Annotated in this window: 17 protein-coding genes and 1 riboswitch; of the genes, 9 read left to right on the top strand and 8 right to left on the bottom strand. The window is 65.0% G+C overall.

Features of this window, described 5'->3' with window-relative positions; all coding sequences use genetic code 11:
- Window positions 1-8 precede the first annotated feature (8 nt).
- From HKW67_RS21945 to HKW67_RS21935, 3 genes are read right to left on the bottom strand one after another with little or no spacing between them, the layout of a single operon-like run.
- Window positions 9-1,598 carry a hypothetical protein gene (locus tag HKW67_RS21945; protein WP_171227435.1) on the bottom strand — a complete coding sequence of 530 codons (1,590 nt, stop codon included), beginning with the start codon at window positions 1,596-1,598 and terminating at the stop codon, window positions 9-11.
- The gene (locus HKW67_RS21940) at window positions 1,595-2,509 is read right to left on the bottom strand and encodes an ABC transporter ATP-binding protein (protein WP_171227434.1); all 915 of its coding nucleotides are present in this window, start codon (window positions 2,507-2,509) and stop codon (window positions 1,595-1,597) included. The genes HKW67_RS21945 and HKW67_RS21940 overlap by 4 nt, the downstream gene beginning before the upstream one ends.
- Window positions 2,506-2,937, bottom strand: coding sequence for a GntR family transcriptional regulator (locus tag HKW67_RS21935; protein ID WP_171227433.1), 432 nt, complete (start codon window positions 2,935-2,937; stop codon window positions 2,506-2,508). Before HKW67_RS21935 ends, HKW67_RS21940 begins: the two co-directional genes overlap by 4 nt.
- An 80-nt stretch (window positions 2,938-3,017) precedes the next feature.
- Here HKW67_RS21935 and HKW67_RS21925 point away from each other — a divergent pair, with 80 nt between their 5' ends.
- The 4 genes from HKW67_RS21925 (at window position 3,018) to HKW67_RS21910 (ending at window position 8,595) form a co-directional block, all read left to right on the top strand.
- Window positions 3,018-5,978 carry a S9 family peptidase gene (locus tag HKW67_RS21925; RefSeq protein ID WP_206044535.1) on the top strand — a complete coding sequence of 987 codons (2,961 nt, stop codon included), beginning with the start codon at window positions 3,018-3,020 and terminating at the stop codon, window positions 5,976-5,978.
- Between the two features lie 180 nt (window positions 5,979-6,158).
- Window positions 6,159-6,728: an RNA polymerase sigma factor gene (locus HKW67_RS21920; protein WP_171227431.1), complete on the top strand. Its 570-nt coding sequence runs from the start codon at window positions 6,159-6,161 to the stop codon at window positions 6,726-6,728.
- Window positions 6,725-7,993 (top strand): hypothetical protein, encoded by a 1,269-nt coding sequence (locus tag HKW67_RS21915; RefSeq protein WP_171227430.1) that lies wholly within the window; start codon window positions 6,725-6,727, stop codon window positions 7,991-7,993. The genes HKW67_RS21920 and HKW67_RS21915 overlap by 4 nt, the downstream gene beginning before the upstream one ends.
- A 101-nt stretch (window positions 7,994-8,094) precedes the next feature.
- Window positions 8,095-8,595, top strand: coding sequence for a cupredoxin domain-containing protein (locus tag HKW67_RS21910; protein ID WP_171227429.1), 501 nt, complete (start codon window positions 8,095-8,097; stop codon window positions 8,593-8,595).
- Between the two features lie 46 nt (window positions 8,596-8,641).
- Here the strand turns inward: HKW67_RS21910 and HKW67_RS21905 are convergent, their stop codons facing one another.
- Genes HKW67_RS21905 through HKW67_RS21895 form a run of 3 tightly spaced genes read right to left on the bottom strand, consistent with a single transcriptional unit; the run spans window position 8,642 to window position 14,142 of the window.
- Window positions 8,642-10,417 (bottom strand): Mur ligase family protein, encoded by a 1,776-nt coding sequence (locus tag HKW67_RS21905; protein ID WP_230981193.1) that lies wholly within the window; start codon window positions 10,415-10,417, stop codon window positions 8,642-8,644.
- A gap of 5 nt (window positions 10,418-10,422) precedes the next feature.
- Window positions 10,423-13,287, bottom strand: coding sequence for a cyanophycin synthetase (cphA, locus tag HKW67_RS21900; protein WP_171227427.1), 2,865 nt, complete (start codon window positions 13,285-13,287; stop codon window positions 10,423-10,425).
- 6 nt (window positions 13,288-13,293) lie between these two features.
- Window positions 13,294-14,142: a cyanophycinase gene (locus tag HKW67_RS21895; RefSeq protein WP_171227426.1), complete on the bottom strand. Its 849-nt coding sequence runs from the start codon at window positions 14,140-14,142 to the stop codon at window positions 13,294-13,296.
- A 105-nt stretch (window positions 14,143-14,247) separates the two neighbouring features.
- Between HKW67_RS21895 and iadA the strand changes: the two genes are divergently transcribed.
- Both iadA and HKW67_RS21885 read left to right on the top strand, forming a co-directional pair.
- Window positions 14,248-15,411, top strand: coding sequence for a beta-aspartyl-peptidase (gene iadA / locus HKW67_RS21890; protein ID WP_171227425.1), 1,164 nt, complete (start codon window positions 14,248-14,250; stop codon window positions 15,409-15,411).
- A gap of 140 nt (window positions 15,412-15,551) precedes the next feature.
- Window positions 15,552-15,755, top strand: a riboswitch (cobalamin riboswitch).
- Window positions 15,756-15,944: 189 nt separating this feature from the next.
- Entirely contained in the window at window positions 15,945-18,365 is a 2,421-nt protein-coding gene (locus tag HKW67_RS21885; RefSeq protein ID WP_171227424.1) for an ATP cone domain-containing protein, read from the top strand.
- 161 nt (window positions 18,366-18,526) lie between these two features.
- On the opposite strand, the gene HKW67_RS21880 is transcribed toward HKW67_RS21885, so the two are convergent.
- Window positions 18,527-19,015 carry a hypothetical protein gene (locus HKW67_RS21880; RefSeq protein WP_171227423.1) on the bottom strand — a complete coding sequence of 163 codons (489 nt, stop codon included), beginning with the start codon at window positions 19,013-19,015 and terminating at the stop codon, window positions 18,527-18,529.
- Window positions 19,016-19,217: 202 nt separating this feature from the next.
- Here HKW67_RS21880 and HKW67_RS21875 point away from each other — a divergent pair, with 202 nt between their 5' ends.
- Together HKW67_RS21875 and HKW67_RS21870 are read left to right on the top strand one after the other, a co-directional pair.
- A complete protein-coding gene (locus tag HKW67_RS21875) occupies window positions 19,218-22,016 on the top strand; it encodes a M14 family metallopeptidase (protein WP_230981088.1) in 2,799 nt (932 codons plus the stop codon).
- An 82-nt stretch (window positions 22,017-22,098) separates the two neighbouring features.
- On the top strand, window positions 22,099-22,791 hold the full coding sequence (locus HKW67_RS21870) for a TVP38/TMEM64 family protein (protein WP_171227421.1): 693 nt from the start codon (window positions 22,099-22,101) through the stop codon (window positions 22,789-22,791).
- Here the strand turns inward: HKW67_RS21870 and HKW67_RS21865 are convergent, their stop codons facing one another.
- Window positions 22,792-23,859: a hypothetical protein gene (locus HKW67_RS21865; protein ID WP_171227420.1), complete on the bottom strand. Its 1,068-nt coding sequence runs from the start codon at window positions 23,857-23,859 to the stop codon at window positions 22,792-22,794.
- Window positions 23,860-24,131: 272 nt separating this feature from the next.
- Here HKW67_RS21865 and HKW67_RS21860 point away from each other — a divergent pair, with 272 nt between their 5' ends.
- Window positions 24,132-24,839, top strand: a complete 708-nt coding sequence (locus HKW67_RS21860) for a TonB family protein (protein ID WP_171227419.1) — start codon at window positions 24,132-24,134, stop codon at window positions 24,837-24,839.
- The last annotated feature ends 109 nt before the right edge of the window (window positions 24,840-24,948 follow it).

Below are 24,948 nucleotides of genomic sequence, written 5' to 3'. Positions count from 1 at the left end.
TATCGTCTCTACCGAATCCGCTTCGTGCCAGAGGCGTTGGCGAATCCATCAGGAGTCCACTTGACCATTCGAATCGTGGCCGGTATGCCTGCGGTCGGCGGCGGCCCGTCGAGTGAGAACTTGAACTCAGCGAGCTCAATGCCCGGCAACATGACGCTCTGGGTCGAGCGCCCCTGCGACCGTAGCTGGAACACCGTGGATGTCTTGTTTGACGCGTCCTCGAGCATGAAGCTGAAGAGATCATCCGACGAAAGCGATTGAGCGTTCCAGTACACGTCCTCGCCGGACAGTGTGTCGGACAGTGTGAGCGATGTCCATGTCGCGTCATAGGAATCGCTCGCGGCAGGGAGGCGCCGTTTGATCGAAAGTCGGCGAACGCCATCGTTGAAAACAACACCGTCTCTGAACGGAGCAGACGCGAGCGTGACTGACCGATGACGAATGAGCTCCGCGTCGATCCGAATGCTCTGAATCGGTTCCGACTGCAGGCGATGGATTCGAACGCTAGGATCCTGAGGTCGCCAACGAATCGTCCGTGCGCCGCGCGCATCGACAGTAACGAAGCTTTGCATCACCTGATGCTCCACATTCACGGCAAGGTTGCCTGAGCGAACGTTGCTGATCTCCGTTCCATCCGATGACATCATAACGTGACTCGCCGGCGTCTTTATCGGCCGTGATCCGGCAACGGCAATCTCGCCCTGAAGAGAGACATTCATACTGTCACCATTCACGAAGAATGCGGAAAGCGATACGGAACGCAGAGAGTACCGTGTCAATGCACTCCGCTCGAGCTTGGCGTTGAACGCAGGAATCGAATCCTGCCGCTCAGCCCCCAACAGGTCGACCTTCGTGACTTCGAGGGGCACCTGCCCGACAGGCGCCGGAAGCTGACCCGTAGATCCATGCCTCACGGCACCCCTCATCGCCGCGTACATCGCCATGAAGGCGAGTAGTCCCGCAAGCACGACTACGCGTTTTCCAGAGATGCGTCGGTAGAAGACTGCCAGCACCAGTACGACGCTGAAAACCGTGAAGGCCGACTTCAGATTCGATCGAACCCACACGTTTTCGTCGAATGGCAGATTGAGGTATCCGGCGAACAGCGCGGTCGTAAGCATGCCCCCCACAAACAGGAGTGCCGCGCCCTTCAAATCACGCGTGACCACAGCAATCAGCGCAACAATGGCTATCCAGATCGACCACGCTTCGAATGAGCTCTTCACGAACTGTGCGACAACGCCAACGGCTATCCCGTTCGACAACAACGCGATCATTACGACGGCGAGAGGCATCAGCACAAAGAGTCCGATCACCGATACCAGCTTGGCCATCAAGATCGCCATTGGGCTCACCGCATGCCCTCTCGAGAACGCCTCCATGCGTAACGGACTATCGGCGTTCACGAGCATGATCGTGGCCAGCATAGCGATCACGACGACGAGGTATGGCAGCATGCCGGCTGCACCCGAATTGATCTTGTACTGAAGACCAGTCAGCACTGATGACAGCAGGGCGACCATGTACAGCGCGATCCACCAACGCATGCGGAGCACATCGAAGCGAAGCAGATGTAACGCTTGACGTGCGATGCTCATGCGACCGCCTCCGAGCGTGCAGCATTCGGAGTGGCCAGCGCGAGATACAGCTCTCGCAGCGTCACGTCGTGCTCGTCAAGCGCGCTGGTCGAAACGTGTAGCGCCTGCGTAATGGCCGCGCCGCTGACGCCACTGCCCAGCACCGACACCCGCTGCCCCGACTGCTCCACGCGAAGCCACGATGCCGGTCGCGCCACCGGAAGCGTCGCCCCCGGTGCCAGCGTGAACTCCACCCGCCGATACGTCTCGCGCAGCTTCTCCAACGGCGCCGATACATCAATGCGACCATCGCGCAGGAATCCCACCCAGTCCACCATCATTTCGATCTCCGCAATGTCATGAGTACTCACCACGACGGTCCAGCCGTGCTCACCGGACGTGTCGAGTAATCCGCGCACGAGTTCATCGCGCACACTCACGTCCATGCCGGTAAACGGTTCATCCATCAGCAACAACCGCGGTCGCGATGCCAACGCACACAACAACGCCGCCTTCATGCACTGCCCTCGGGACATCGTGCCGATCTTCTGTTTCGAATCCAGGTCGAATCGCGTGCGCAACTGGGCCGCGAGTTGCGCGTCCCATGTGGGGTAGAGCGGCGCACAGTACGCCTCCATCTGCTCGAGCCGCATCCACGTGGGCAGCTCCTGTCCTTCGGCCACGTACGAGAACCGCTGCCGCTGCGCGAGTGACATGCTGCGCACGCTGTCGCCGAACAGCGAGACCGCGCCGGACTGCACGCGCTCAATGCCAGCCAGCAATCGCAACAGCGTCGTCTTGCCCGCGCCGTTCGCGCCGAGGAGCGCATACGTAGCTCCTTCGGGAATCGTGAGATCGAGATCGCGCAGTGCCTGCTTTCGACCATAGCGATGCGACAGTCCCTGCACCGCCACCGCGTTCGGTGTCGTCATTTCAATGGCTCCGGCAACGCCGCGCTTTGAGCGGCGGGATTCTGGGAAATTCGGCTGAGTTCGCGCCATCGCGAGGCGAGCGCCTGCACGACGTCCTGCTCCTCCAGGCCAAGGCGCATCGCCTCGACCACCAGTTGCTCGACCGGCTTGGCCAGCAGCGCCCGCTTCTCCGCCGCGCTGGATTCGGCACCCACGGCCACCACGGTGCCGACGCCCGGCAGCACCTCCAGCACGCCATTCCGTACCAGCTCGGCCACCACTTTATGCGCCGTATTCGGATTGATCTTCAGCGCCTGACTGAGCTCGCGAACCGACGGAAAGGGCGATCCTGCCGGTAGCACGCCCGACACCACCGCCTTGGTCGCGGCATAGACCACCTGCCGATACGGCGACTCGCCGGGGACGAGAGAAATGGGAAACGGCAGCATGGTGTACTAGTTGTACTAGTACAGCTAAAAGTCAAGAGACGCCGTAGCTTCTCCTCAGTCCTCTCACATTCGGAGTTCCCATGTTCGTTTTCCCGGGGCGACCCCTCGCGATCGGTGCGCTCTTACTCGCCGCTCCCGCCGTGGTGCTCGCTCAGTCCACCGTCGCCAATGCCGGCGCCCGAGGCGGGCCTGCCCGTGCGATCACCCCGGCCGACATTTCGGCCTGGAAGTCCATCCGCGGCGCCACGCTCTCCAACGATGGTGCCTGGTTCGCCTACACGGTCGCGCCCAACGAAGGCGACGCCGAGGTCGTGATTCGGCAGACGGCCTCAGGTGGCAAGGAACACCGCGTCCCGATCGGCGAAGCGCCGGCGGCGGCGGGCGGTCCGCCGGGCGGCGGTGGCGGCAACGCCCCGTTGCAGCTCTCGGGCGACGGTAAGTGGGCCGCCATGCTGGTGTATCCCAAGGCGGCCGATCAGAAGCGCATGCGCCGCGAACGGCGCGCCGTGCAGTCGAAGCTCCGCCTGGTGAATCTGGCCACGGGTGAAGCGCGCGAGTTCGACAAGATCCGTCGCTTCTCATTCAGCGGTGACTCGCCGAAGTGGGTGGCGATGCAGGCGTATGCTCCCGAAGCCGGCGGTGGTGGTGGTGGTGGTGGTGCCGGCGGCGGCGGTGGATTGCCGGGCCCCGGTGCACCGGGCATGGGCGGCAATCCCATCGGCGGTGGCGCCGGTCGTGTGGAAGGCACCGACCTATTGCTGCATGAGCTGGGCACCAACGCCAGCTTCAACGTGGGCAACGTGGGCGACTTCGCGTTCGACGACAAAGGTCGCTGGCTCAGCTACACCATCGACGCGCGCGATCAGCTCGGCAACGGCGTGCAGTTGCGCGATCTCGCCAGCGGCACCGTGAAGTCGATCGACGCCGGCAAGGCCTTGTATCGTCGTCTGGCGTGGACCGACAGCTTCCCCGCCTTCGCGTATCTCAAGGGTACGATCGACAGCGCCGCCACCGACACGACGTGGTCCGCCGCGGCCGTCTCTCGCGTGGGTACGCCCACGCAGCAGATGATCTCCGTGGGCTCAAGCGGCAGCGCTGCCCTGCCCAACGGCATGGAAGTGAGCCCCGAGCGCACGCCGCGCTGGCTCGAGCAGATGGACGGCATCGCGATCGGCCTCCGCGTGGCCACGCCGCCCGTACCGAAGAGCGAGCAGCTCGAAGACGACGATCGTCCGTCGCTGATTTTGTGGCACAGCAAGGACGCGCGCCTGCAGTCGATGCAGATCGTGCAGGAGAACGCCGACAAGAGCTTCTCGTTCCTCGCCACGTACCTTCCCGCGACGCAGAAGGTCGTGCAGCTCACCGATGATGTGGTCCGCACCGGCACCCTCGGCGCGCGCGATCGCTATGTGCTCGGCACTGACAATCAGGCGTACGAGCGGCAGAGCAGCTACGATGGCGTGCAGCGCCGCGACTTGTATCTGATCGACGCCCGCACCGGCACGCGCGTGCTGGTGAAGAAGGAGCTGCGTGGTACCTCCTCGCTGTCGCCCGACGGCAAGGCGGTGCTCTTCTGGGACGACGGCAACTTCCACGCGTACGACGTGGCCACCAAGGCGATCGCCAACGTGACGGCGGGCGCGCCGGTGTCATTCATCGACACCGAAGACGATCACAACGTGGACCGGCCGAGTACGAACATCGTGGGCTGGAGCAAGGACGGACGCTTCGCGCTCATCAGCGACAACTACGATGTGTGGCGCATCGGTATGGCGGGGAAGAGCTGGACGAACCTCACGGTGAACGGACGGGCCACGCGCACGCGTTACGCGCGCGTGATCAACACCGATCCGCGCGAGCGCAACATCGACCTCGCGAAGCCGGTGTACATGGCCGCCATGCAGGCGCTCACCAAGAAGGAAGCCATCGTGCGCATCGATCCGGCCAAGGCCGGCGCGGTGGCGATCACGGGCTGGCGCGATGCGCGTCATGCGCCGATGAAGGCGCGCGACGCCGAATTGTGGGTGTCGTCGATTCAGACATCCACGCGGTTCCCAGATTACTGGCGCGTGAGCTTCGGTAACGGTGCCATCGCCGATTCCACGCGCTTGTCGGAGGCGAATCCGAATCTGAACGGCGTCGCGTGGTCGGCGGGATCGCGCCTCGTGAGCTACGTGACGGAGAAGGGCGACTCGCTGCAGGGTGCGTTGTATCTCCCCGCTGGGTACGAAGCAGGCAAGAAGTATCCGACGCTGGTGTTCATCTACGAACTGCAGTCGGATGCACTGAACAGCTTCTACTCGCCGAACTTCTCGAGTTCACCGAACGCGTTGATTGGCGTGCACAATTCGCGCGGCTACGCAGTGTTCCTGCCGGACATCGTGTACAAGATCAATGATCCTGGCATGAGTGCGGTGTGGAGCGTGGTGCCAGCGGTGAAGGCGGCAATCAAGACGGGCATCGTGGATTCGGCCAACGTGGGCCTCCACGGCCACTCGTGGGGCGGTTACCAGACGGCTTTCCTGATTGGTCAGACCAACATCTTCAAGAGCGCCGTGGCGGGCGCGCCGCTCACCGACATGGTGAGCATGTACAGCTCGGTGTACTGGAACTCCGGCAGCACGAACCAGGGCATCTTCCAGAGTTCACAGGGCCGCTTCAAGGGCAACTTCCTGGACAACAAGGACGCCTACGAGCGCAATTCGCCGAACCGCTTCGCCGACAAAGTGAAGACGCCGCTCATCATCTTGCACGATGACAAAGACGGCGCCGTCGATTTCAATCAAGGCATCACGTTCTACAATACGCTGCGTCAGCTCGACAAGGACGTGATCCTGCTGGAGTACGTCGGCGAGAATCACGGCTTGGCGCAGCTCAAGAACCGCAAGGACTACGACCTGCGACTGATGGAGTACTGGGACAGCTACCTCAAGGGTGAGAAGGCGCCGGAGTGGCTGGCCAAGGGCATTCCGCGCTTGAAGCTCGAGGAGCATTTGCGCGAGCAGAAGAAGAAACTCGAGGGGAAGAAGATCGCGATGTGATGGTCGCGGCCTGCGGATAGGCGATGAAGCACCGAGGGTCTCCCCGTCGCCGTTGCTGCGCTACGCGCAGAGACGGCTTTGGGAGACTCTCGGCGCTTCTACGTACTTCACCAGGTCGCGTTCTATTGGTTGGCGCGCGAATGTAAGCTTCCCCGCCCGCCGGGCATTGATCCAATACTCATGAGCCATTCCGTCTCCTCCTCGCTCCCAGATCCGAACGGACAACGGTCAGCGACGCTGATCTCGCTGCCGGCCATCCGGGCGGGCGATCCCGACGCGCTGGCGGCGTGTTACCGGGCCCACGCACCGACGCTGATGGCGCTGGCGCTGCGGCTCACGGCGTCGCGGCAGGACGCCGAGGACATCGTCCACGACGTGTTCGTGGGGCTCCCTGAGGCGCTGGCGCGCTACGACGAACGCGGGCAGTTCGGAGCGTGGATCGGTCGCGTGACCACGCGCGTGGCGCTCATGCGTCAGCGGCAGGTTCGGCAGCGCGGGGATGTCTCCCTGGCCGGCATCGCAGAACCAGCCACGAGTACACCCGAGGGCGATCCGCTGCTGCAGGAAAAGGTGCTACAGGCGCTCGCCACACTCACGCCGCCGCTGCGGCATGTGTTCGTCTTGCGGGTGATCGAGGGCTATTCGCACGCGGAGATCGCGGGACTACTCGAGATCTCCACCAATACGTCTGAAGTTCGGCTGCATCGCGCGGTGCAACAGCTGCGCCGCTTGCTGGAGGCTGTGGTATGAACCGCCGCGCGCTTTTCACGGACGATCGGGACTTGGCGGCGCTCGTTCGTGAGGCCACCTTCGTCGCGCCGTCCAGCGCACTGCTGGATCGCGTCCATGCGAGTCGGGCCGATGGCCTGCGCGTGATGCTGCCCAGCGGCGAGGCCGCCGCCGTGCCGGTGTCACCCACCGTAACGCCGTCCGCGATCGATACGCTCTCCGTGGAGCAGCTCGCGGGGCGGGTGTGGATGATCGTCATCGCGGTCGCGGCAACGCTGGTCGCGGCGGTGACGTCGCTGTGGTCGCACCGATCGGAGAACGACGCGTTGCCGGCAACGGCGCAGGCGGTCCCCAGGCAGGCGCCGCCGGCTGCCGTCGCCCTTGCCGACTCGACGACCAGCGCGGCGATGTCCAGTCGCGAATCGCGCATGGAAGCACTCTCTCCATGGCCGCGCGTAGCCTTTGCGCAGTCGCCTGGTGCCGCCGACCGCAACGCACCGTATCCCGGGCTCGCCGCCCTTGATGTGTCCCGCCTCAAGCCGGGACGCCGCACCTATCTGCGTAGTGTCGGCAACGCGCTACACGCGTTACTGCCCTTCACGACATACACAGTCGAGCTCGACTCGGCGGTGCTCGAGAAGCAGCGTACGTGGTGTCTGGTGACCGTGACACAAACATCCACAGGTCTCGCTGAGAACAGTGAGCGCAACGCGCAGTATGACACCGTCTGGCTGCGGCGAAACGACTTGCGACCCGTCCGGCGGTCACGCTACGCCGGCTTCATGCGCATGCGGCAGACGTTCACCGACAGCACGCTCGTAGAGACCGACTCGCTGATCGCACCGCGCGGAAAGCGACTGCGGAATGGCATGACGCTCATGCCGTTTCGAAACGGCGCGTTCAGAAAGCTCGACACGCACATCCCGTTCGTACCGACTGAGGAAACCATGCGACTCCTGCTGCGCGCCGCCCCGCTGCACGAGCGCTGGCGCGCCAGCGTTGGCGCGCTATCCGGTGACGATCGCAGCTTCGCCATGGGTGAATCAGAGTATCTGAATCTCCGCGTCGACGGCTCCCGTGACATCCAGACGCTGAGTGGTCGCTACGCCACGTGGCGGGTGATCCTCGAGACGGGCCGCAAACCGGACGTGTGGTACGTGAGCAAAGAGACCGGCGAAACGTTGCTCACCGAAGGGGCGTGGGGCGTGAGCTATCCGGTCTCCGAAACGCGACTCATGTACGGTTTCGAAGAGACGAATCGTCAGCCATCCGCCGGCAGCCGCTAGGAATACGGGCCGGACGTCATTGACGTCCGGCCCGTTGCGCTGCAGCATCAGGGATGCTCGCAATGTGATGCTCGAAGTATCCCAAGGCCCCGGAGGTCCTGATGCGTTTCGCTCAGTCGCTCTGCCCGCTCGCCGCCGTCCTGCTGTCGTTGTCGCCTGCACACGCCGCCCGCTCCCAAGCGGCCGCGCCCGCCAAACCCGCGGTAGCGGCAGCAGCCGCCAAGCCCGCACTCAACGCGAATCGCGTGACCTACGTGGCGGTGAGCGGCGTCGACTACAACTTCACGGCGCCCGATCAGGTGCCAGCCGGAGTCGTTGCCTTCAACCTCACGAACGCCGGCGCCGATCTGCACGCCCTTGCTCTGCTCGAGCTCCCGGCGAACCATACGCTGCGGGAGTTCCTCGATATGTACCACAGCAAAGGCATCATCCCGCCCTGGATGCCGACGCTGGGTCAGACCGGGCCGATCGCGCCCAATCAGGAAGCATTTCTGACCGTCCGCATGAAGCCGGGGCGGTACATCCTCGCCTGCATGATCCCGGCCCGCGATGGTCGCGCGCATACGGAGAAGGGCATGGTCAAGATGATCACCGTGAAATAGCACGGCCCGATACGCGGCCGCGATACGCTGCCCTATTCGCTGCCGGCTACGTCTCCGGCAGCGACTCGCCGGCTCGCCACCCGCTGGCTCGCAGCTGTTCGAGATACCCCGTGACCCGCCCGCGCTCGGCGTGGGTGGGCAGCACCAACACATCGCCGCCGCGTGCCCACGCGAGCAACTCGCACACCGCGTCGAATTCGCTGGGCGATATCGTCACACGATCGTTGGGCGCGCCGCAGCGTCGGAGCTCGTCGACCAGCAGCGCCGGCAACTCCCCCTCTGGACGCCCGCGCAGCAGCGACACCATCTCCTTCACGATCACGCGATCGAACGTCGCCACGCTCCACGCCGCGCGAGCGAGCGCACGCAGCTGCTCGTCGTCGCGATCACCGGCGTTGCCGAGCACCAGCCCGCGTCTCGTGGCCGCAACCGAGGCCGCGGTCGCGCAGAGTGCGCGGATGCCTTCGGGATTGTGTGCGTAGTCCACGAACACCGTGATGCCGCCGAAGGCGTAGCGCTCCAGACGTCCCGCGTTGTGATGCACGGCCGAGCCGAATCGGCGAAGGGTCACGTGCACCGCCGACAGTGGCACGCCGGCGCAACTGGCCGTGAGCGCAGCGGCGAGTGCGTTCTCCACGTTGTGGCGCGCCGCTCCATCGGCCGTGACGGGCATGTCGTTCACGCGCCCGGAATCGCCCCACACGCCCTCACGACAGAGCATGAGATGTCCGTCGTGCAGCACTGCGCCATCGCCATGCACATCGATGCCGTCAGCCACGAGCTCCGTGTCGGCATTCATGCTGAACCACACGATCGGCACGGCATGTACTGCCGAGAGTCGCTCGCCGAGGGCGACGAGCGAGGGATCATCGGCATTCAGCACCAGCCGCGCATGAGCCCCGAGCGCTCGCGTGACGATGGCCTTGACCTCGGCCAGATCCTCCAGCGTATGCACGCCGTACTCACCGAAGTGGTCGGCCGAGATGTTCGTGATCACCGCCACCTGGGCGGTCGTGGTGCCAAGCCCGCGGCGCAGCATGCCGCCACGTGCCGTCTCCAGCACGCCCGCCTGGACGGCGGCGTCGCGCATCACCAGTCGCGCACCACCGGGCCCCGTGTAATCACCCACGCCGAGCGTACGCTTCTCGACATCTGACTCCACGAACACACCATCGCTGCAGCTCCAACCGGTCGTCGCGCCAGCCGCGCGCCACATTGCGGCGACGAGTCGCGTGGTGGTGGTCTTGCCGTTGCTGCCCGTGACCATGATGAGCGGAACATCGCTCACGTCGTTCCACGCTACCGACGCTGACGGCGGCGCGTCGCCATGTGGCCATGTGCGCACGCCGCGTCCGCTGCCGACACTCACGGCTTCATCGTCGATACTGAAGGCAAGGCCTCGCGAGAGCGCTCCCGCGGCCAGCTCACGCACGTGCGGATGTCGCGCGCATTCTTCGGCGTACTGCACGCGCAGCGATGGCGCGGCGTCGGGCACTTCTCGCTGGTCGACATAGGCTTCCGACTCCACCCACGCCATTTCGGCCACGGCGGTAGCGGTCATCAGTCCGTCCATCGGCGCCGAGAGGTAGCAGGTCGCGTCGCCGATGCTGTGACGCGCCACGAACTCGGTGCGCTCCCAGCCGAGCGCTTGGGTGAGGCGACGCGCCGCGTACGGCCAATGATCGACCGCACGACGGGCTGCGTCATCGGCTACGACGACCGTGATCACGGCACCGGGCGTCGGACCGTAGCGATTCGGTCCCTGCAGCCGCCGACAGTCACTGATGCTCGGCGACGGATACTCCGGTTCGTCGCCCGACACGTCGGTCAATCGCTGGCCTCGGGCACGAGAATCACACCACGCTCGTCACGCATGAGCACGACGTCGTCGGTTACGCTGTTCCACTTGGCTGGCGGTTCAACGGTGGTCGCTGGCGCCGCGGTCGAACGTGCGGGCGCGGTATCGTCGGCCGGCGCCTCTTCCGACACGGCGGCGCGCGGGACCGCACGCGCGGCCCGGGGCGGTGGAATCACGAGCTGTTCGTCATCCGGCCGGAAGTTGGTGATCTGCTTCCAGCCGCGCGCGAGCACGTCGGCGAACACGAGCACGAGGTCGCCGGCCCGCGCCATGCGGAGCGCGCCTTCGATCGCTTCCTGCTCATCGATGATCATCGTGACCGCGTCCGCCGCGACGCCATGCGAGATCAGCGCGTCGCGCAACATGCGCGGCACCTCGTCGACACCGCGCCCGCGCGGCGAATCGTCGCGGCGCACGATGTAGTGATCGAAGTGTCCGGCCGCCGACACGGCGCCGATCGCCACAATGTCTTCGTCTCGCCGGTCACCGGGCGCCGACAACACGCAGATGCGCCGGCCCACCGGCTTCATGCGATTCACCAGGTCGCACAGCGCCGCGATGGCGTGCGCATTGTGGCCGTAGTCGAAGAGCACCTTGAACGGGTGTTCGTCGTACACGTTCAGTCGGCCCGGCGCCTGGAAGAACGTCGTGTCGAAGGTGCGCAGTCCGTGCCGGATATCCTCGAGACGTACGCCCATGGCAAACGCCATCGCCGCGGCGAACATGGCGTTCTGCACGTTGAAGGTGGCGCGCCCTTCGAGCGTGGCCGGAATGAGATGCGTCCAGAGCAACGGGATGTGCGCGCCACGATCGTAGATCGTGATCATCTGTCCGTTCACGCCCGCTTCGAGCGCGATCGCCCGGCCACCGGCGCGGATGTGCTCACGCACCAGATCATGGGCCGGGTCCATCGTCACGTAGCATACGTGCTTGGCCTTCGTGTACGCTGCCATCCGCAGCGTATTCGGATCGTCAGCATTCAGCACGGCGGTATCCGTCGCGATCTCCACCACCGTGCGCTTCACCTCGGCCAACTGCTCCAGCGTCTCGATACCCTTCTGTCCCAGGTGATCGGGCTGAATGTTAAGCACCGCACCGACGTCTACATGCCGCATGGCCATACCGGCGCGGAGTAGACCACCGCGGGCCGTTTCCAACACCGCCACCTGCACCGCCGGATCGCTGAGCACGATGCGCGCCGACGTCGGGCCGGTCATGTCGCCTTCGACAGTGCGCTGTCCATCGATGTAGACACCATCGGTGGTGGTGAGTCCGACGCGCTTGCCCGCCAGCTTGTGAATGTGCGCCAGCAGGCGCGACGTGGTCGTCTTGCCGTTGGTGCCCGTGATCGCCGCTATGGGAATCGTGCTCGGCGCGCGATCGGGAAACAGCATGTCGATGACCTTGCCCGCCACATCGCGCGGGCGGCCCTCACTCGGCGCCATGTGCATGCGGAAGCCGGGCGCGGCATTCACTTCGCACACGGCCCCACCGATGTCCTTGTACGACTCGGTAATGTCGGGCGTGAGGAAGTCCACGCCGCCGACGTCGAGTCCGATGGCCTGAATCGCGCGCACCGCCATTTCCGCGTTGTCGGGATGCACCACGTCGGTCATGTCGGTGGCGGTGCCGCCGGTCGACAAGTTCGCGGTGAGGCGCAGGTAGACGTCTTCACCCGCGGGCGGCACCGTACCGGCGCTGTACCCCAGCTTGGCGAGCAACCCCATTGCCTGCTCGTCGAGGTCGAGCTGCGTGAGCACCTTCTCGTGACCGATCCCGCGACGCGGATCACTGTTCACGATGGCAATCAGCTGTTCGATGCTGTGCACGCCGTCGCCGGTCACCTTTCCGGGCTCCCGTTTGCTGACGGCCACGAGCTCACCGTTGACCACGAGCATGCGGTGATCGTGTCCGGTGATGTAACTCTCCACGATGACGCTGCGCGAAATCTCCTGCGCGCGCTGGAAGCCGGCCACCACCTGTTCGGGCGTGGCCAAGGCAATCGATACCCCGCGTCCGTGATTGCCGTTGTACGGCTTCGTGACCACCGGATACCCGATGGTCTTGGCCGCACTGATCGCCTTTTCGGCCGTCTGCACGAGGCGCTGTTTCGGAACCGGCAGTCCGAGGTTGGCCAGAATGCGGTTCGTCTCTTCCTTGTCGCTGGCCAGTTCAACGGCGATGTGCGAGGTCTTGCCAGTGATCGTCGCCTGAATCCGCTGCTGATAGCAGCCGTAGCCCAGCTGAATGAGACTCTGCTCGTTCAGTCGGATCCACGGGATGTCTCGCGCCTCAGCGGCGTGCACGATACTCGCGGTGCTCGGTCCCAAGGCCCGTCGCTGCGCGTATCGAATGAAGGCGTCACGACGCGCCGCGAGGTCGAAGCTCGGATCGGTGCCGCGTGGACGCAGTGCTTCGGGCAGCAGATGATGCAACAGATCGAGCGCCACTTCGGCGGCTTCGTGTCCGACATCGGCCTGCTCGTACTCGAACACCACGTCGTACACACCAGGCTGCGCGGTCTCACGCGTCTTGCCGAAGGTGACTTTGACGCCGGCAATGTTCTGCAGCTCGATCGCCACGTGCTCGAGCACATGCCCCAGCCACGTGCCGTCGTCTTCTGTCATGCGACGTACGAATCCACCCGCCTCGCCGTACGAGCAGCCGTGCTCGTGCAAGCCCGGCAGCGCCGCTAGCAGCGCCTGAACGAACTCGTCACCGAGCCGCTTGGTGGGCCACTCTTCGAGCGCTCCAAGGTCGAGGACGAGCCGGATGACGGGAAAATGCGCGTAGTGGCTCGGCCCCACGTACGTGGAGCGTTCGAGAATCTTCATGATCTGCTATTCGGCCGTGACGAGAGAGTCGCCCAGCGCGGCATTGAGCGCGTCGTGCGGAGAGGTGGTCGACGCGGTGGCCACAGCCAGCCGGGTGCGGAGATTGAAGCTCGCACCGGCCGCCAGCAGATGCAGCGTGGCGCCAAGCAGTGTAATGGCTTCGCCGGGTTCGGCTTCGGCAATCGACGAGAACGACACGTTCGTCGGATCGATGATCGTGATCGAGCCAGTGCCCATCACGTCGATCGTATCATCCGGCCCGATGAACGCGGCCGTGTCTTCATCGACGCCAAGCCCGAAGGCGAACGGATTGTAGGCCAGTGCGGTGAGCAGACGCCCCAGTCGATCACGCTGACGGAAGTGCTGATCGATGATGACGCGATTGGTGAGCCCGAGCCCCGCGCACATCGTGACCATGCCGGCGCGGGGCGAACTGCCCTCAGCGCCGTACGCGATCATATGTTCGCTGAGATACGCGGCACCGGCGCTGGTGCCGGCAATGTGCATCCCCGCCGCATGCCGCTCGCGTAGCACATGCCCGACCGGGGTTCCCCCGAGCGTCGTGGAGAGCTTGAGCTGATTGCCGCCCGTGATGAAGACACCGGTCGCGCCGCCCAGCCACTCGAGCCAGTCACGGTCGTCGCAGTCACTGCGCCGCTCGAAGTTGAGCGCTTTGGCCTGGGTCACGCCGTGCCGTTGGAACACGCGCTCATAGAACGCGCCCATGTCCGGCTCGGACGATGCGGTCGGAATGATCGCAATGCGTGCCGCCGCGCCACCGCTCAACGCGACAAAGCGGTCGAGAATGGACGGGGCGAGCAGCTTGCCGCCAATCGGGATGATCCAACCGCGCATAGGTCCTGGATTTGCGTGGGCCGTACGGTGCGTCGCGTACATCGCCGTACGTGTCGAGCATGTTCAAAGCTAACGCTGGCCGTGGCCGCTGGGTAACGTTCCCGCATGCTGCTGCTACGCAATGCGACTGTTTTCGCTCCTGAATCGCGGGGGCAGATGGACCTGCTCATCGGCGGAGAGCAGATCCTGTGGATGGGCGCGTCGCTCGGTGCGCTCCCCCCGGTGCTTGGCGTGCCTGAGATCGACTTGGAGGGGCGCGTGGTCATTCCCGGGTTGGTGGACGGCCATGCACATCTCACCGGCGGCGGCGGTGAAGCCGGCCCGAACACGCGCGTGCCTGCCCCGCCGCTCTCGCAATACACGCACGCCGGTGTCACCACGGCCATCGGCGTACTCGGCACCGACGACGTCACGCGGAGCACCGCCGAGCTGGTGGTCACGGCTCGCGGGCTGGTGGCCGAGGGGCTGTCGGCGTGGTGTCACACGGGCGGGTATCACCTGCCGCCGGTGACGCTCACTGGAAGCGTGCGCGGTGACATCGTGCATCTCGATCGGGTGATCGGCGTGGGCGAGCTCGCGCTGAGTGATCATCGCTCGAGCCAACCCACACTCGACGATCTGTTGAAGGTGGCGGCCGAGGCGCACGTGGGCGGCATCATGACCGGCAAGGCGGGCGTGGTGCATCTTCACATGGGAGACGGCGTGCGCGGACTCGATCTGGTGCGACAGGCGCTCGACACCAGCGAGATCCCGGCGCGGGTGTTCAACCCGACCCATGTGAATCGGAAGCGGGCGCTCTTCGAGGAGGCGATCGCGCTGGCCCGCCGCGGCTGCGTGGTGGATATCACGTCGTTCGACGTGTCGCCGGAGGAAGATGCCTGGAACGCCGCCGACGCCCTCGAGCGCTTCTGGGACAGCGGCGCGCCGGGCAGCAACGTGACCGTCAGCAGCGACGGGGGCGGGTGTCTGCCCGTGTTCGATACCGATGGCCGGGTCGTGCAGATGGGCGTCGGTCACGCCGGCAGTCTGCTGGAAACGGTTCGGGAGCTCGTGGCCCGCGGACACGGTCTCGATCGGATTCTGCCGGCCTTCACCAGCAACGTGGCGGCGCTGCTCCGCCTGTCGGCGAAGGGCTCCCTCCGGGTCGGGGCCGACGCCGACCTGGTCGTGCTCGACGCCGGACATCGCGTGCGCGACGTGATGGCGCGCGGGGTGTGGCACATTCAGGGCGGAATGACCGAGCGACGCGGCACCTTCGAGACAGCGTAACGCCGCTGTCCTGCCGCGCCTCGAATCATGCGGAGAAAATGCGGCGGTTGGCGCCATGTGTCTGCAAACAAGTATTGACTTAATCGGTCTTTGGCTGGAACTTGGGCCTCCCGCTGTTGTTCGTGACAGCAGGCAACTGTTTCAAGACATAGGCATTTGGTCACCGATCCCGACGCTGGGGTCGGCGCTAAGAGGGAACCCGGTGCGATTCCGGGGCGGCCCCGCCGCTGTAAGGGAGGACGAAGGAGCAGCACGCCACTGCGCACTCAGGTTTGGGTGCGCGGGAAGGCCGCTCCGGAGGACGAGTCCCGAGCCAGAAGACCTACCAGATGCCGGAGTCCGCGCGCACCCTCGAGGGAGGGCACGCCGGGGATCGCTGCGTGCCCTTCACTTGAAGGGCGCCGGCTCCGCTGGGCTCCTTGCTGCGCATCGCAAGGAGCCTTTTTCGTCGCCCGGCGTGTCAGCCGGGGGGTGGGAAGCGCAGGTCCTCGGGGGTGTGCATTCAACCGCTGGTTCACCCGAAGGAGGCACACTTGGCCGTTTCCGTCGCCCCCCGCAGTTCCGAGTTCCGAGCCAGCTACGACGCCGTCGGTATCAAGGCGGTCACGCAGGTCGTCAAGCGCGACGGCCGTTCGGCCTCGTGGGACCCCGAGCGCATCACCCGTGCGATCGCGCTGGCGTTCTACGCGTCGCGTCACGACGATGCGCCGAACCCGCTCCACGACGACGCCGCGCATCGCTTCGGCCTCGGCTTTACCGACTTCGCTGACGTGTGCGCAATCACGCAGCTCGTGGTGAATACCGTCGAGCGTCGCGCGCAGGATCATGTCCCCACGGTCGAAGAGATCCAGGACATCGTCGAAATGATGATCGCCGCGCGCGGTCATTGGGATATCGCCAAGCGCTACGTGCTGTACCGTGCCGCCCGCGCCCAGCATCGTCTCAACGTGCACGGCGAGAACGGCTTGCAGGATTACATCTTTCTGTCGCGCTACTCGCGCTACCGGGAAGATCTGGGTCGCCGCGAGACGCCGGCCGAAGCGTTCACGCGCGTGATGGACATGCATCGCGACCACTTCGCCGATCGCGTCGATTCGCCGGTGGCGGGATTCGGTGGGCGCACGCTGCACTCGCTCATGGCGGAAACGGAGTCCGCGTTGCAGCGTCGCGCGATCCTGCCCTCCATGCGCTCGCTGCAGTTCGGCGGCCGCGCCATCGAAGCGAACAACGCGCGCATGTTCAATTGCGCGTTCACGCACATGGACCGGCTCGACGCGTTCAAGGAGTCCTTCTTCCTGCTCATGTCGGGCACGGGCGTCGGCTTCAGTGTCCAGAAGCAGCATGTGTCGCAGCTCCCCACGTTCCCGCTCCGCGCGGCGGAGAATGAACTGCCGGTGGTGCACTATATGGTGCCGGATACGCTTGAGGGCTGGGCGGACGCGCTCGACGCACTGGTCCGCTCGTACCTCGACGGCACGAAGGTCGAGTTCAATTACAGCGCCATCCGTTCTCGTGGGCAGTCGCTGCGGACCTCGGGTGGTCGCGCGCCAGGACACTTGCCGCTCAAGAAGGCGCTGCTGGCGGCCGAACGTATGCTCGATCAGGTGCCGGGCCGCGCGCTCCGTCCGATCGAAGTGTACGACATCATGATGCACGTGGCCGTCGCCGTGCTGTCCGGCGGTATCCGTCGCTCGGCCACCATCTGCCTCTTCTCGTCGGACGACGACGAAATGGCGTCGGCCAAGACGGGCAACTGGTTCGAGACCAACCCGCAGCGCGGCAAGTCGAACAACTCCGCGGTGCTCGTGCGCGAGTCGGTGCAGACGTCGGACTTCGCGAAGCTGTTCGAGTTCCAGAAGGAGTTCGGTGAGCCCGGCTTCTACTTTGTGGATGACGCCGAGTACGGCGCGAATCCGTGTGTGGAAATCGGCCTCGCCCCGTACATGATCGTGGACGAAGCGGCGCAGGCGAAGCTTGCCAAGTACGGCCGTCCGGATGTCGAGATCGGCTCGCGCGTGTCGGGCTGGCAGATGTGCAACCTCACCACGATCAACGCCGGCGCCTGCGACAGTGAAGAGTCGTTCCTGGCATGCTGCCGCGCGGCCTCGCTGCTGGGCACGTTGCAGGCGGCGTACACCGATATTCCTTACCTCGGTGCCGCCACGCGCGTGATCAACGAGCGCGAGTCGCTGTTGGGCGTGTCGATCTGCGGTATCCTCGACCGTCCGTCGCTGCTTCTCGATCCGTCGGTGCTGGAACGCGGCGCCAAGGAATGCCTCGACACCAACGCGGCGATCGCCGAACACCTCGGCATCGAACCGGCCGCGCGCATCACCTGCGTTAAGCCGGAAGGCACCGCCAGCCTCGTGCTGGGCGCGGGCTCGGGCATTCACCCGCACCACGCGCGTCATTACTTCCGTCGCGTGCAGGCCGCGCGCACGGAGCCGTTGTACCAGTGGTTCAAGCTGCACAATCCGCACATGACGGAAACGTCGGTGTGGGATCCCGAGACGACTGATGTGATCACGTTCCCGGTCAGTGCGGCCCCCGACGCGATCCTGCGCGAAGACGTCGGCGCCGTGCAGTTCCTGGAGTATGTGCGACTGGTGCAGGAACACTGGGTGCGCGCCGGCCGCCGTCACGAGCAGTACAACCCGGGGCTGCATCACAACGTGTCCAACACGGTCACCGTGAAGGACGACGAATGGGAAGCCGTGCAGCAGTTCATCTGGGACAACAAGGAATACTTCGCCGGCATTTCGCTGCTGCGCGAGACGGGCGACAAGATTTACGCACAGGCACCGCGCGAAGAAGTCACGACCGAGTCGGACATGATTCGCTGGAATTCGTTGTCGTATCGCGAGGTCGACTACACCATGCTGCTCGAAGGCGTGGACATGACGACGCTGGGTGATACGGTGGCGTGTGCGGGTGGGGCGTGCGAGATCATTTAAGGACAGTGTTGCTCGCCTGAGCAGACAAAACACCCTAGGAAGCAGGAAGGAGGGTGTCAGGAGGGAGGAAGCAGGTGAACCGCGCGTGGTTCCTGCCTCCTCTTCCCTGACACCCTCCTTCCTGGTTCCTAGGGTGTTTGCTTTTCGTTCAGCGAGCCAGCCTAGTGCTTCATCCCCGCCGCACATCCCTCGAGCACGTCGAAGCTGTCGTGCAGCCCCTTGAGGCCTGCCTTGAGTTCGGCGTCAGCGGCCTTGGCCGCGACCATGGCCGCCACCTTCTCCGTAGCCGTCGGAAGGTCCGCCTGTGCCTTCAGCAGCTCCGGCTTCTGGCACGCCATCGGCGACTTCGACGCGGCCACGAGCTTGGCCGACGCGACCATCTCGCTGGCCTTGGCGCGGATCGGCGCAAGATCATTCTTGTCCTTGGCCGGATGCCAGGTGGCCATCATCAGCATGTGGTAGGCGTCGAGCTCCTTCCAGCCTTCGGCCTTGGCTGCGCCGTGGTCCATCTTGCTATGGTCCATCTTGGAATGGTCCATCGCCGCGGCGGGCGGCTTGGCGGGCGGCTTTTCCTGGGCGGACAGCGGAGCGGCGAACAGGGCGGCGCTCGTCACCAGCAGCGCGGCCAAACGGGCCGGATTCATGGTCATGTCGGGGCGGGATAAGGGTCGAAACGAAGGACGATGGGACATCGGACTCCCTTGATACCACAAAGTTCGTCATTCGGACCATTTCCGACAATCATTTGCCCAACGCCCTCTGCCACCCCATCGTATGCCTGATGGCTCCCCTCACGGGAGAATCCGGCAGCCGGGTCCGGCTGTCCCAGTATCCTCGCCACCCGTCCCTCGCATGATCAGCCTGCGTCGTGCCACCCGGCTTTCCACCGCGATTCTGTTCGCGGCGGCCCTGCCGGCCACGCTCCCGGCTCAGCAGCGCCTCACGTCACCCAAGGAATTCTTCGGGCATGACATTGGCGCCGACTACGAGCTCCCCAACTACACCAAGCTGCACGCCTTCTTCGCCACCATCGCGAAGCAGAGCGATCGCGTGATTCTCGACACGATCGGTCTCACCGAGGAAGGGCGGCCGCAGATCATGGCGATCGTCTCCTCGCCGGCCAATCTGAAGAACCTGGCGCGCTACAAGGAGATCTCGAACCGACTGGCCATGGCCGACGGCCTCGATTCGGCGGCAGCATCCCAGCTGGCGAAGGAAGGCAAAGTGGTCTTCTGGATCGACGGCGGCCTGCACGCGACCGAAGTGCTCGGCGCCCAGCAGCTCATCGAATCGTTCTACCAGCTCGCCAGCCGTACCGACGACGAGACGATGCGGATCCTGAACGACTGCATCATTCTCATGACGCACGCGAATCCGGACGGCATGGAGCTGGTGGCCAACTGGTACATGCAGGAACCCGACAAGCTGCGCCGCAATTCGAACATTCCGCGCCTGTACGAGAAGTACGCCGGCCACGACAACAACCGTGACGCGTACATGAATGCGCTGGCCGAGACGCGCAACATGTCGCAGCAGATGTTCGTGGAGTGGAATCCGCAGATCATGTACAACCACCACCAGACCGGCCCGACGGGTACGATCATGGCGGCGCCGCCGTACCGTGATCCCGCCAACTACTGGTTTCACCCCGCCATGATCACGGGTCTCGATCTCGTGGGCGCGGCGTTGAACCATCGCTTCGTGCTCGAGCACAAGCCGGGACTCACCTTCCGCGCCGGCTCGAACTACAGCACCTGGTGGAACGGCGGCCTGCGTACCGTGGGCTACTTCCACAACCAGATCGGTATCCTCACCGAAACGATCGGCAACCCGACGCCGATTCGCGTGTCGCTGGTGCCCGACCGTCAGTTGCGGTCGGCCGGATTGCCGATGCCGGTCGCGCCGCAGGAATGGCACTTCCGCCAGTCGATCGACTACTCGGTCTCGGCGAACTACGCGTTCCTCGATCTTGCCTCGCGCTATCGCGAAACGTTCCTGTTCAATCGCTGGGTCATGGGCAACGACCAGATCAAGAACGGATCGAAGGACAACTGGACGATCTCGCCCAAGCGTGTCGACGCGATGATCGCGCAGATCACGAAGGACCGCGCCACGGCGAGCCCGGAAGCGAATCGCGCTGGCGGCCCGCGTGGCACTGGCACGGCGCCGAACATCGGCAGCGCGGTCACGAACGATCGCTACATGGCGGAACTCAAGAAGCCGGAAAATCGCGATCCTCGCGCGTACGTGTTGAGCAGCGCGCAGAACGATTTCCCGACGGCGACCAAGTTCATCAAGGCGCTGCAGTACTCGGGCATTCAGGTGCATCGCGCGACTGGTTCGTTCAGCGCCAACGGCAAGTCGTTCCCGGCCGGCTCGTGGGTCGTGATGACCAACCAGGCGTTCCGCTCGCACGTGCTCGACATGTTCGAGCCGCAGGATCACCCGAACGACTTCCGCTACCCGGGTGGCCCCCCGATCCCGCCGTACGACAACGCCGGCTGGACGCTCGCATTCCAGATGGGCATTCAGTTCGAGCGCGTGCTCGACGGTCTCACGGGCCCGTTCGAAAAGGTGAACGGCGTCACGACGATGCCGATGGGCGTAGTCGCGAAGGGCAAGGCTGGATACTTCATCCGTCCGGAAGTGAACGACGCGTCCACGGTCGCCAATCGTCTCGCGGCGGTGAAGGTGAAGGCGTCGCGCATTCCCACGGCATTCACCGACGGTGGCACGACGTGGCCCGCCGGTACGTGGTTCGTTCCCGCTGGCGGTGCGTCCGACAAGGTCGTGATGCAGGCCGCGAAGGATCTCGGCGTGAACTTCGCCGCAGCCAACAGCAAGCCGGGCTCGTCGCAGCCGGTGCAGCCGCTGCGTATTGCGCTCATCGATCGCTACGGCGGCAGCATGCCTAGTGGTTGGACGCGTTTGATCCTGGAGAAGTTCGAGTTCCCGTTCACCACGATTTATCCGCAGGATGTCGACGCGGGTAACCTCAAGGCCAAGTACGACGTAATCGTCGTAACCGACGGCATGTTCTCGGAGGCGGGCGCAGGCCGCGGCTTCGGCGGCTCGCCCGACACCACGCTGATTCCGGCAGAGTTCCGTCGGACGATCGGCCGCATCAGCCCCGAGAAGTCGGTGCCGGCGCTGAAGACGTTCGTCGAAGCGGGTGGTCGCATCGTCGCGATCGGTTCGTCGATCGGACTCGGCAAGGCGATGGGATTGCCCATCGACAACTACATGGCCGAAGCCAACGGCCGTCCGTACGCGGGCGAGAAGTACTACATCCCCGGCTCGCTGCTCGAGGTCGCCATCGACACGTCGGCTACCATCGCCACGGGCATGAATCCGCGCCCCAGCGTGATGTTCGACAACAGCCCCGTCATGAAGCTCGGCCCCGATGCGGCGGCGAAGGGTGTGCGCGTGCTGGCGACGTTCGACACCGACAAGCCGCTCACCAGCGGCTGGGCGTGGGGACAGGAACTGCTGAAGGGCGGCGTGGCGATGGCAGAAGCCAAGATGGGTCAGGGCACGATTTGGCTCTTCGGACCGGAAATCCTGTTCCGTTCGCAGCCGCACGGCACCTACAAGCTGTTCCTCAACGCGCTCGACGGCGGATTCCAGCGTCCCACGAAGCCGTTGCAGTAAGCTCGTCTTTGGTAGCGTGATGTAGCACAACGGCCCCGGCGTCTCGCCGGGGCCGTTGTGCTCTTACGGGGTATATTTCCGGATGCCCCTCGACCTCAAGAGCGCCGCGACCGGTCTGATGCGTGCCGCCGGAATCGCCGTGCCGCTGGTCGCCGGCATCGCGCTTGGACAACTCGCCACGCCCTACCTGCCCGGCTTTTCGGAGTGGGTGCAAACCCTCGGCGTCTGGGCGCCGCTGGCGTTCGTCGCGGCCTACATCGGCGTGGTGCTCTTCATGCTGCCGGCGTTTCTGCTCACGATGGCAGGTGGCGCCGTGTTCGGCGTCGTGAAGGGGAGCGCGCTGGTGCTGGCCGGTGCCACGATCGGCGGCACGCTGGCGTTCCTGCTGGGGCGCACGGTGCTTCGCGCCAGCGTGGCGCGGCGCGTGGCGACGCATCCCACGCTCTCGGCGATCGATCGCGTGATCGGCGATGACGGACTGCGCCTCATGTTCCTGCTGCGCTTGTCGCCGGCGATTCCGTTCGTGCTGTCAAACTATGCGCTTGGCGTGACGCGCGTGCGCACACGAGATTTCGTGCTGGCGATGCTGGGTATGTTGCCCATCATCGCCTCGTACGCGGCATTCGGTGCGGCGGGCGCGAAAGCAGCCAATGGCAAAGGCGCGCTGCCGATGCCCGTGCTGGTGCTCGGCGTCGTGGCCACCGTGGTGTTGGGTCTGCTCTTCGCGCGGATGACACAGAAAGCGATTCGCGACGCCGAGTCGAAGGCGCGGTAGCTACTTCCCGTTGCCGTTGGTGGTGCTGACCGTGCCACCGACGACCGCGCTCATGCGTCCAAGATCGCGCACGATCCCTTCGAGTGGGCTAAAGACGAAGGTGTTTGAGCCGACGCCCCCCCAGACAATGCCGAGCAGCACGTTGCCCTCGATCGCTTTGCGATACGCGGGCGCTCCAGAGTCGCCGAACCCTACGACGCCGGCTGCACCGGTCACGAACGTCTGGCAGATGAGCGTGAGATTCGTGCCCTCGACATTCGCGTTCGCACAGGAGTTGGAAACGCTGCCAGTCGTGGTGCCGGTGGTCATGCCGGTCTTGTAGATCAGATTGCCGGACAGGAACAGGTTGTTCAAGTCATCTTGTCGCGTGAACAATTCGGTGACGGTCGCCGAGGTTGCCACCTCGCCCTGCCGCGAGGGCACGTCCGGCAGATAGGCGATGCGGGCGGCATCGCTGTACCGGCATCGACGGTCTTTCGGACACGCCTTGTTCGCCGTGTACGTGGGGTCATCGTCCTCGACGCCGATCAACCTCCCCGCGCCGACCTGCGGCTGCCAGAACTGCGTCTTGTCCGGGACGCCTTGGCGATCGGTGCAATGCGAGTTGGTAATGAACGATCGCCCGGCCGCGTGCGCCACGTTGAAACCAAGCGTGCAGTGATACTTTGCCGTGCCGATCGCCACACCGGCCACCACCGGCGCCGAGGTGCTCGACGTCGAGTGGACCGGCGCGCCCGCGGCCACGTGTCCGCCGAGGAGCTTGATCGGCGCCGAGAGCACGATCACGAAATCCGACGCGGCCACGCCCGCGCGTGCCGCCGCCGCTTGCACCGCGGCGGCGGCCGACAGCCGCTCCACACCGAAAACCAGCTTCCCCAGGCGCTCGTCGTGATCGGCAAACACGCTGCCGTCGACCGCCAGCACCTCGGCTGACGCGCCGTCGTACAGCGAGGCCAAGCGGGCCTGCGCCTGTTCGGAGCGGGCAAACTGCAACGCATCGGGCTCGGACGGCGCCGTGACACGAGCGGTGGTGGCGTCGCCGCAGGCAGCGAGCATCAGAACGGCCATCGTCGCCGTCCAGCGGGCATTCGAAACGAAAGAAGATCGCATATCGGAATTGGATTGGTCAGGAAGTCCGGACGTCGCGGCGGCCGCACTCACGTGCACACCTTGCCGTGACAATCGGGGCCCACGGCGTAACCGTCAAGTCATGCGAGGGACATCGACACGTCATGATCGCATTAGCAATCCATCATGTCGCCGTCATGATGGCCTCATGCGGGCATCCCACTGTGGAATCGGGCAGAGCGGCTGTCCCAGTCCACCTCAAGGAGGCAGGCATGTTTCAGACATTGATTGAATCGCGGGCCACGCGTACCCGGTCGGTCGGTGGTTCGATGGTCTCGGTCGTGGTGCACGCGGGTATCGTGGGGGCGCTAGTGGTCGCCACAGCGCAGGCCACGGTCGCGCACGTGGCGGACGAACGCGAGACAAAGATCAAGTTCACCAACACCACACCACCGCCCCCGCCCCCGCCCGCCGCCACGCGCGAGGTCTTTACCGCGACTCCGGTAGCGAAGGGGTTCACCGTGCTGCAGACGCCGATCGATATCCCCACGTCGTTGCCGCCGATCGACTTGAGCGCACCTCCCACGAACCTCGACAACTTCACGGGCATCGGAAAGCCCGGCGGCCGCGCCGATGGCGTGGAAGGCGCCACAGGCGTCGCACGGGCACTCAACGACGTCTTCCTTGAAAGTGAGGTCGAAAGGCCCGTAGCGGTGCTTCCAGGGACCGCAGGGCCGGTCTATCCCGAGACGTTGCGCGCGGCGGGCATCGAGGGGCAGGTCCTCGCCCAGTTCGTGGTCGATTCGGCCGGGCGCGTGGAGCTGGCCAGTTTCAAGGTGCTCGACAGCCAACATCCGCTCTTTGTCGCAGCGGTGCGCAGCGCGCTGTCACGGATCCGCTATCTCCCAGCCGAGGCGCGCGGCGCCCGCGTCGCGCAGCTGGTGCAGCAGTCGTTTCACTTTACCGTCCGTCGCGACTGAGCCCATCGCGACTGAGCCGGTCGCGATCGCGCCCGTGCGGGCCAGCGGGTTTGGTGTTCGGAGCGTAAGCTGAGGTTGCTCCGCACGCTTTCCCGTTTGCCCTTTTCAG

Source organism: Gemmatimonas groenlandica (assembly GCF_013004105.1).
Classification (GTDB): Bacteria; Gemmatimonadota; Gemmatimonadetes; order Gemmatimonadales; family Gemmatimonadaceae; genus Gemmatimonas; species Gemmatimonas groenlandica.
Note: the sequence above shows the minus strand (reverse complement) of the source record. Positions and strands in the feature narration are given on the sequence as shown.